Raw genomic sequence first — 8,799 nt, 5'->3', positions numbered from 1 at the left:
GGCGAGGGGATTTATCCCCGTTGGGCTGCAAAGCGGCCCCAGCACTCCATCGACAATACTCATCTGAGGATTGACGACTGCTGCGCAGCCGAACGGGGATAAATCCCCTCGCCACAGATAAGTGCCCTTCTCACAGATAAATGCCCTTCCCACAGATAAACCCCCTCGCCACAAAAACCAATTTCACAATTCGCTTCGCACCCCCTCCCCACCCGCTCGCCCTATCCACCATGCCCCGCTATACTCGTCGGCTTTTCCTGAATTACTGCCAATAGGGTCCCGCCGCGCATGGACAAGACCTACCAGCCGCACGCCATTGAAACTTCCTGGTACAACACCTGGGAGTCCGAGAATTACTTCGCCCCGCAAGGCGCGGGCGAGTCCTACACCATCATGATCCCGCCGCCGAACGTCACCGGCAGCCTGCACATGGGTCACGGCTTCAATAACGCGATCATGGACGCACTGATCCGTTTCCGCCGCATGCAGGGTCGCAACACCCTGTGGCAGCCGGGCACCGACCACGCTGGTATCGCCACGCAAATGCTGGTGGAACGTCAGCTTGAAGCCCAGGGCCAGAATCGCCACGACCTGGGCCGCGAAAAATTCCTCGAGAAAGTCTGGGAGTGGAAGGATCAGTCCGGCGGCAACATCAGCCGTCAGATCCGCCGCCTCGGCTCGTCCGTTGACTGGAGCCGCGAGCGCTTCACCATGGACGACGGTCTCTCGGAAGCGGTCAAGGAAGCCTTTGTGCGTCTGCACGAAGACGGCCTGATCTATCGCGGCAAGCGCCTGGTCAACTGGGACACCAAGTTGCACACGGCGATTTCCGACCTCGAAGTGGAAAATCACGACGAGAAAGGTTTCCTGTGGAACCTGAAATACCCGCTGGCTGACGGCGCGAAAACCGCCGAAGGAAAGGATTACCTGATCGTCGCGACCACTCGTCCGGAGACCATGCTCGGCGACGCCGCCGTGGCCGTAAATCCGAACGATGAACGCTACAAGGCCCTGATCGGCCAGTTTGTCGAGCTGCCTCTGGTGGCCCGCCGCATCCCGATCATCGCCGACGATTACTGCGATCCCGAATTCGGCACCGGTTGCGTGAAAATCACGCCGGCACACGATTTCAACGACTACGAAGTCGGCAAGCGCCACAATTTGCCGCTGCTGAACATCTTCGACAAGAACGCTGCGGTGTTGTCGGCCTGCCAGGTGTTCAACCTTGACGGCACGCTGAACGAAAGCATCGACGGCAAAATCCCGGCCGAATACGCCGGCCTCGACCGTTTCGAAGCGCGCAAGCAGATCGTGGCCGCGTTCGATGCCGCCGGCCTGCTGGTCAGCGTCGACGATCACAACCTGAAAGTGCCGAAAGGCGACCGCTCCGGCACCGTCATCGAGCCGTGGCTGACCGATCAATGGTACGTGTCGACCAAACCATTGGCCGAGCCTGCGATTGCCGCCGTTGAAGACGGCCGCATTCAATTTGTGCCCAAGCAATACGAAAACATGTACTTCTCGTGGATGCGCGACATCCAGGATTGGTGCATCAGCCGTCAGCTGTGGTGGGGCCACCGGATACCGGCCTGGTACGACGAGTCCGGCAAGGTTTATGTCGGCCGCGACGAAGCCGAAGTGCGTGCCAAGCACAACCTCGGCCCGGACGTAGCGCTGCAACAGGACAACGACGTTCTCGACACCTGGTTCAGTTCCGGACTGTGGACATTCTCGACACTCGGCTGGCCTGAGCAGACCGAATTCCTGAAGAAATTCCACTCCACCGACGTGCTGGTCACCGGTTTCGACATCATCTTCTTCTGGGTTGCCCGGATGATCATGATGACCATGCACCTGATGAAAAACGAAGACGGCACGCCTCAGGTACCGTTCAAGACTGTTTATGTGCACGGTCTGGTAAGGGACGGGCAAGGTCAGAAGATGTCCAAGTCCAAGGGCAACGTCCTGGACCCGCTGGACATCATTGACGGTATCGAGCTGGAGGCACTGGTGCAGAAACGCACCTCGGGCCTGATGCAGCCGAAGCTGGCGAAGAAGATCGAGAAGCAGACCCGCGACGAGTTCGCCGAGGGCATCGCCAGCTATGGCACCGACGCCCTGCGTTTCACGTTCTGCTCGCTGGCGTCCACCGGTCGCGACATCAAGTTCGACATGGGCCGCGTCGAAGGCTATCGCAACTTCTGCAACAAGATCTGGAACGCCGCGCGTTATGTTCTGGACAAGGGCGAAGACTGCGGGCAGAACGGCGAAACCTACGAGCTGTCGCTGGCGGATCGCTGGATCATTTCCCAGCTGCAACGCACCGAAGCCGAAGTGACCCGTCAACTGGATCAATTCCGTTTCGACCTGGCGGCGCAAGCCTTGTACGAGTTCATCTGGAACCAGTATTGCGACTGGTACCTGGAACTCTCCAAACCTGTGCTGTGGGACGAGAATGCGCCGGTTGAACGTCAGCGCGGCACGCGTCGCACGCTGGTTCGCGTGCTGGAAGTCGCGCTGCGTCTGGCGCATCCGTTCATGCCGTTCATCACCGAAGAAATCTGGCAGCGCATCGCGCCGCTCGCCGGTATTCAAGGCAAGACGATCATGCTGCAACCTTGGCCTGTGGCCAATGAAGAGCGCATCGATCCGGCCGCCGAGAGCGACATCGAATGGCTGAAGGAACTGATGCTCGGCACACGCAACATTCGTGGCGAAATGAACATCGGTCCGGGCAAGCCGCTGCCGATCTATCTGAAAAACGTCAGCGCTGAAGATCAGCGTCGCTTGACCGAGAACGAGGCGCTGCTGAAGAAGCTTGCACGTCTGGAATCGATCACCGTGCTGAAGGCTGGCGAAGAAGCACCGCTGTCCGCCACCGCCCTGGTTGGCGAGATGGAAGTGCTGGTGCCGATGGCCGGCCTGATAGACAAGGACGCCGAACTGGCACGCCTGGACAAGGAAATGCTACGTCTGCAAGGCGAAGTTCAGCGCGTGGGCGGCAAGCTGTCCAACGCCGGTTTCGTCGACAAGGCCCCGGCTGAAGTCATCGAAAAAGAACGCGCCAAACTGGCCGAAGCCGAACAGGCTTTGGGCAAGCTGGCGGAGCAACATGCGCGGATTGCCAGTCTGTAACGGCAAATCGCAATGAAAAAGGGAGGCCCACGAGTGGCCTCCCTTTTTTATTCCTTTAGACACCACTAATCCCTTGTAGGAGTGAGCCTGCTCGCGATAGCGGCAGTCCAGACGACGACAATGGTGACTGATACACCGCAATCGCGAGCAGGCTCACTCCTACAGTTTGAACGGTGTCGCCTTCATATGTGGGACAATGCCCGCCACTTTCAGCCATACCCGAATCGACCACGCCCATGAACGCCCCCCGCACTCCCCGCCCTGCGCGCAAGAAGCCCGACTCCGCGACCCCGGCCAATGCCGCCGAGCCCCGCGAAAAGGCCAGCCTGCACCCGCGCAATCGCCATCAGGGTCGTTACGACTTCCCGGCGTTGATCAAAACCACGCCGGAACTGGCGAAGTTCGTGATCATCAACCCGTACGGCAAGGAAAGCATCGACTTCGCCAGCCCGGACGCCGTGCGCGTGTTCAACCGGGCGCTGCTGAAGTCGTTTTACGGCATTGCCCATTGGGACATTCCGGCGGACTACCTCTGCCCACCGGTGCCGGGCCGTGCTGATTACGTGCACTTCCTGGCAGACCTGCTGGCCAGCGTCAACGATGGCGAGATCCCGCGCGGTGCACCGGTCAAGGTGCTCGACATCGGCATGGGCGCCAACTGCGTCTATCCGTTGATCGGCTATAGCGATTACCGCTGGCAGTTCCTCGGCTCGGAAATCGATCCGACTGCCGTAGCTGCAGCAAAAGCCATCGTCCAATCGAACGGGCTGAATAAAGCCATCCAGCTGCGCCTGCAAAGCAATCCCAAGCACATTCTGCTGGGCCTGCTGGAACCGGGCGAGCGTTTTGACCTGACCATGTGCAACCCGCCGTTCCACGCGTCGATGGACGAGGCGACCAAGGGCAGCGAGCGTAAATGGCGCGCCCTGGGCCGCGCCGATCCCAAGCGCAAACTGCCAGTGCTGAACTTCGGCGGGCAGTCCGCCGAGTTGTGGTGTGAAGGCGGCGAAGCGCGCTTCGTTACGCAACTGATTGCCGAGAGCGCGCACTTCCAGCACAAGGTGTTGTGGTTCAGCACACTCGTGTCGAAAGCCTCGAATCTGCCGACGATCGAGACGGCCCTGAAAAAGGCCGGCGTGCTGGAAAGCCAGGTCGTGGAAATGTCTCAGGGGCAGAAGAAGAGTCGGTTTGTGGCGTGGACGTTCCAGACCAAATCCGAGCAGCAGGTCTGGCGCGAGCGCTGGGTTAAAAAAGGCTGAGTTATTGACCGCAGCAGATCAACTGTAGGAGTGAGCCTGCTCGCGATGGCTGCGTGTCAGTTAACGATGATGTCGACTGATGCGACGCTATCGCGAGCAGGCTCGCTCCTACAGGGGATTCGTGGTGTCGGCGGGTTAGTTCTAAACCCGAGACACAAAAAAACCGTGCCCGGATCACTCCGGTGCACGGTTTTTTCTAATGCGTCTTACTTGTTAACAGCGTCGGTCAGGCCTTTGGCCACAACCAGCTTGATAACTTTTTTGGCAGCGATTTCGATGGCAGCGCCAGTCGAAGGGTTACGGCCAGTACGGGCAGGACGCTCAGTCACTTTCAGTTTGCCGATACCTGGCAGAGTGATTTCGCCGCCGTTTTCCAGCTGATCAGCAACGATTTGGCCCAGTTGGTCCAGAGCGTTACGCGCGGTGGTTTTTGGCGCGTCGATAGCTTCAGCGATGTCGGCGATCAGTTGGTCTTTAGTAAGAGCCATGTAGTGTTCCTTCCCTATCAAATTCATATGGATTGCAGAGTGCAGTGTCAGCCATCGAGCCGGATCTTCTGGATCTGGCACCCTCAGCCAATAACCACGGGATCGGGGTTATAGATGCCGAAATCAGGGTTTGGTTCGACCTGACAAATGCTGAATGCACGCTTAACGCAGTGACTTCGCGTAAGACCGGGCAAAACTAGCACAGAGACGGGGAAATATCCGCCTCTAGCTACCCATTTGGTCAGCTTTATTGCTCTAAACCGGGAAAAAACTGCATAAGCAGTGCCGCACGAGCCGGAATTGGACTAAGCGCGCCCTGTAGGAGCTGCCGAAAGCTGCGATCTGTTGATCTGGTTATAACATCAAAAGATCGCAGCCTTCGGCAGCTCCTACCTTGAGCGCGCCAATCCGTTGGCCTGTCATGCCCAAAGATTGCGGTACACTGAGCGCTTTTTCGGGGAGCACGCCCTCCTCTCTTCAATCAGCCGAGAAGCCCATGCCGATCCGTCATTGCATCGTCCACCTGATCGACAAAAAACCCGACGGCACACCTGCAGTTCTTCATGCCCGCGACTCCGAACTGGCCGAGTCGAGCGCCATCGAAAATATGCTCGCCGACCTCAATGAAAGCTACAACGCGAAACAAGGCAAGGCCTGGGGTTTCTTCCATGCCGAGTCTGGCGCGCATCCGTTCAGCGGCTGGCTGAAGGAATATTTCGACGGTGGCAAGGATTTCACCGTGTTCAGCCGTGTGGCAGTGGAACACCTGCAGAAGTTGATGGAAGAGTCGAACCTGTCAGTGGGCGGCCACGTGCTCTTCGCCCATTACCAGCAGGGCATGACCGATTACCTGGCGATCGCCCTGCTGCACCACAGCGAAGGCGTTGCAGTGACCGATCAGCTCGATGTCACGCCATCGCGCCATCTTGACCTGGGCCAGTTGCACCTCGCTGCACGGATTAACGTCTCGGAGTGGCAGAACAACAAGCAGTCCAAGCAATACATTTCGTTTATCAAAGGCAAGAACGGCAAAAAGGTTTCGGAGTATTTCCGCGATTTCATTGGCTGCCAGGAAGGCGTCGACGGACCCGGCGAAACCCGTACGTTGCTCAAGGCTTTCAGTGACTTCGTCGAAAGCGAAGACCTGCCGGAGGAATCCGCCCGCGAGAAAACCAAGACCTTGGTCGATTATGCCAGCAGTCAGGCAAAGATGGGCGAACCCATGGGTCTGGAGGAGTTGTCGGAGCTGATCGACGAAGAACGTCCGAAGGCCTTTTACGACCACATTCGCAACAAGGATTACGGCCTGTCCCCGGAGATTCCGGCGGACAAGCGCACCCTTAACCAGTTCCGCCGCTTCACCGGTCGCGCCGAAGGCCTGTCGATTAGCTTTGAAGCGCACCTGCTGGGCTCGAAGATCGAATACGACGAAGAAGCCGGCACGCTGATTATCAAGGGCCTGCCAACGCAGCTGACCGATCAGCTCAAGCGACGCAACTGATGCTGGCCGGGATCCTGAAAAAATTCCTGCTGATTTTACTGGTGGTGGTGGTTTACCAGAATTGGGGCAAGATCGAGCGGGTGCTCAACCCCTCGCAGGTGGTGTCGGAACAGACTCAAGCCAAAGCCAATGTCGTGCTGTACGCCACTGAATGGTGCGGCTACTGCAAACTGACCCGGCGTTTTCTTGATCAGAAAGGTATTCCGTACCAGGAATTCGATATCGAAAAGAATGCCGAAGCGCGCAAGGCCTATGAGGCCTTGGGCGGGGGCGGAATTCCGATCATTGATGTGAATGGCACACTGATTCGCGGGTATGACCCCGACGCCATACTTGGGGCACTGAAATAATCCGTTTGCCTCACACATTCCTTGTGGCGAGGGGATTTATCCCCGTTGGACTGCGCAGCCGTCCCTTTCTATGGGGCCGCTTCGCAGCCCAACGGGGATAAATCCCCTCACCACAGGTGTGTGAATCAGCAAGCCTCGATACGAAACCCGAACCGCGGAAAGTGCACATGCACCACACCGCCGCGCGCGTCTTCGCGACGCAGAATCAATTCTTCGCTCCCCGCAAACAGCAATTCGCCGGCCACCGGATCAACACCGTAATCGGTAGCGGCAATCGTCACCTGCTGGCCAGGTTCAAAGCCGTTCGGCTCTTCGAACTGCTCATCCGGCAAGGGCGCCGGGGTCGCATCGCGCGCCACTTGCAGCGCCTCCTCGGCTGTCATCTCGCTCGAAGCGCCATGGCCGAAACCCATCACCCTGGCGAACCATGCTGAAACCGCGGGATAAGCATCAACCAACGGTGCAGTCACCGGCGTTGCCTTGAGGAACCACAGCGGATGAGCCAGCGCGATGTCGGCAATCGACGGCGCGCCGAACAGGAAATCACCCTGCTCGCGCTGAAGCTGCTGCTCCAGACGCGCCATGATCGTTGGCCACTGATGCCGCGCCTGCTCGGCCGACAACCGGGTGGCACTGCCACCGCTGAACAGACCGGCGCGATCCGCCAAAAACGCCTTGATCGCTTCCGGTGGCAAACTGGCGAAACGCACGGCCACTGATTCCGGCTGGAACACCAGGCTGACAGCATGCTGGAACACCACCGAATCGACCCACGCCGCGAAAGACGTGGCGATCATTTCCTGGCCTTCGGGGAAGAACGCCGGCAAAGCTTTCTCTTGCTCAAGCCGACGCGCGATCAACGCCGTGTCGCAGTAAATATCGGCGCCAATCTGCAACACCGGCGTCTTGCGATAGCCGCCGGTCAACGCTGTCAGATCGGGTTTTGGCATCACCGGGGAAATTTTGACCGAGCGCCAGGACAAGCCTTTGAAGCCCAGCAGCAGACGGGCCTTTTCGGCGAACGGGGACGTCGGGTAATGATGAAGGATCAACTCGGACATGCTCGGCTCCGCCGCTGGAATAGGAACCCGCAGCTTAGCGCGCAAATCGGTAGCAGCCTACAGATCTGCCTGATGGGAACTGATCAGTCAGATTGATAAAACGCCAGCGGCGCTCGCCACAAGGCATTCCTTGGCGCTTTTCTTGAGTTTTTTGATCAGACGTTCCTGGCGCAGCGCTTCGCTTCTGTCGCAGCAAGCTTCGGTGTAGACCAGCGCTACCGCCGGGCTGGAGAGAAAAAATCGTGCGCCCTTGCCACTTTGATGCGTGGCAAAGCGACGTACGGGATCATCGCTGATCCCGCAATACAGTGAGCCATTGGCTGCGCGAACGAGGTACACAAACCAGGGTTTGCTCACCGGTGGCGGCTCGACGGCAAGGGTGGACGATTGGGTTGGGGTTTTCACGTGACGATTGAGGTTTGATCAGGACAAGTGGCGATCTTATCAGCGACCGGCCTGAAATGCCCTCAGCCCCTTCAACGCTTGAGTGCGGACAGCGTTTCTGACCAATGGCGTCCAGCCCAGCAGCAAGCCCTTGAGGCCAAGCGCTTGACGCGACCAGGCCCACAGATCGAAATGGTCATGGTGCTCGCAGATCTTGCCCTCGCGAAAGACGAACCGCGCCTGTATGTCATTGACCACGGTGTTGCCCGTCTGGCTGAACAAATAAGTCGCCACCCAATGGGCGCCGCCCGTGCGCTCATCGCTACCTACGTTGTCGAACGTCAGCGAGAAGTCTTTGGCGCGGGTGGTTAACATGCGCCACATGTCGCCGGCATCACGCCCGCGCAATTCGCCGAAGGCCGGATCGCTGAACACCACGTCGTCGGTGTAGCAGGCGCTCATGGCCTCGGCATCCAGGCGTTGGAAAGCCTGGTAGAAGCGGGTAATTAACGCGTTGTGGGCATCACTCATTGGAATACTTCGCACGCAGGTCAGTAGCCCAGCACAATAATTCGCAGCGCCGTTAAAGACCACGGTTATTCAGCGCAGGAATACGGTCGC

General features: G+C 58.6%; 8 protein-coding genes. 4 read left to right on the top strand and 4 right to left on the bottom strand.

Annotated features, from left to right (window positions below; genetic code table 11):
* Positions 1 to 288: 288 nt before the first annotated feature.
* Both DU29_RS0105745 and rlmF read left to right on the top strand, forming a co-directional pair.
* The gene (locus tag DU29_RS0105745; RefSeq protein ID WP_028620862.1) at positions 289 to 3,135 is read left to right on the top strand and encodes a valine--tRNA ligase; all 2,847 of its coding nucleotides are present in this window, start codon (positions 289 to 291) and stop codon (positions 3,133 to 3,135) included.
* Between the two features lie 236 nt (positions 3,136 to 3,371).
* A complete protein-coding gene (gene rlmF / locus DU29_RS0105740; RefSeq protein WP_028620861.1) occupies positions 3,372 to 4,394 on the top strand; it encodes a 23S rRNA (adenine(1618)-N(6))-methyltransferase RlmF in 1,023 nt (340 codons plus the stop codon).
* Between the two features lie 206 nt (positions 4,395 to 4,600).
* On the opposite strand, the gene DU29_RS0105735 is transcribed toward rlmF, so the two are convergent.
* Positions 4,601 to 4,882 carry an HU family DNA-binding protein gene (locus DU29_RS0105735; protein ID WP_007905514.1) on the bottom strand — a complete coding sequence of 94 codons (282 nt, stop codon included), beginning with the start codon at positions 4,880 to 4,882 and terminating at the stop codon, positions 4,601 to 4,603.
* A gap of 496 nt (positions 4,883 to 5,378) precedes the next feature.
* Between DU29_RS0105735 and yejK the strand changes: the two genes are divergently transcribed.
* Positions 5,379 to 6,383, top strand: a complete 1,005-nt coding sequence (gene yejK, locus DU29_RS0105730; protein WP_028620860.1) for a nucleoid-associated protein YejK — start codon at positions 5,379 to 5,381, stop codon at positions 6,381 to 6,383.
* Positions 6,383 to 6,733, top strand: coding sequence for a glutaredoxin family protein (locus DU29_RS0105725; protein ID WP_028620859.1), 351 nt, complete (start codon positions 6,383 to 6,385; stop codon positions 6,731 to 6,733). Before yejK ends, DU29_RS0105725 begins: the two co-directional genes overlap by 1 nt.
* 125 nt (positions 6,734 to 6,858) lie before the next feature.
* Here the strand turns inward: DU29_RS0105725 and DU29_RS0105720 are convergent, their stop codons facing one another.
* The 3 genes from DU29_RS0105720 to DU29_RS0105710 form a co-directional block, all read right to left on the bottom strand.
* Complete coding sequence (locus tag DU29_RS0105720; RefSeq protein ID WP_028620858.1) at positions 6,859 to 7,794, bottom strand: glutathione S-transferase family protein; 936 nt, start codon at positions 7,792 to 7,794, stop codon at positions 6,859 to 6,861.
* Between the two features lie 87 nt (positions 7,795 to 7,881).
* On the bottom strand, positions 7,882 to 8,199 hold the full coding sequence (locus DU29_RS0105715) for a GIY-YIG nuclease family protein (RefSeq protein ID WP_028620857.1): 318 nt from the start codon (positions 8,197 to 8,199) through the stop codon (positions 7,882 to 7,884).
* Between the two features lie 39 nt (positions 8,200 to 8,238).
* A complete protein-coding gene (locus DU29_RS0105710) occupies positions 8,239 to 8,709 on the bottom strand; it encodes a nuclear transport factor 2 family protein (protein ID WP_028620856.1) in 471 nt (156 codons plus the stop codon).
* Positions 8,710 to 8,799: the final 90 nt, after the last annotated feature.

The organism is Pseudomonas sp. Ant30-3, from assembly GCF_000690905.1.
Taxonomy (GTDB): Bacteria; Pseudomonadota; Gammaproteobacteria; order Pseudomonadales; family Pseudomonadaceae; genus Aquipseudomonas.
This window is presented reverse-complemented; position numbering and strand designations above follow the sequence as displayed.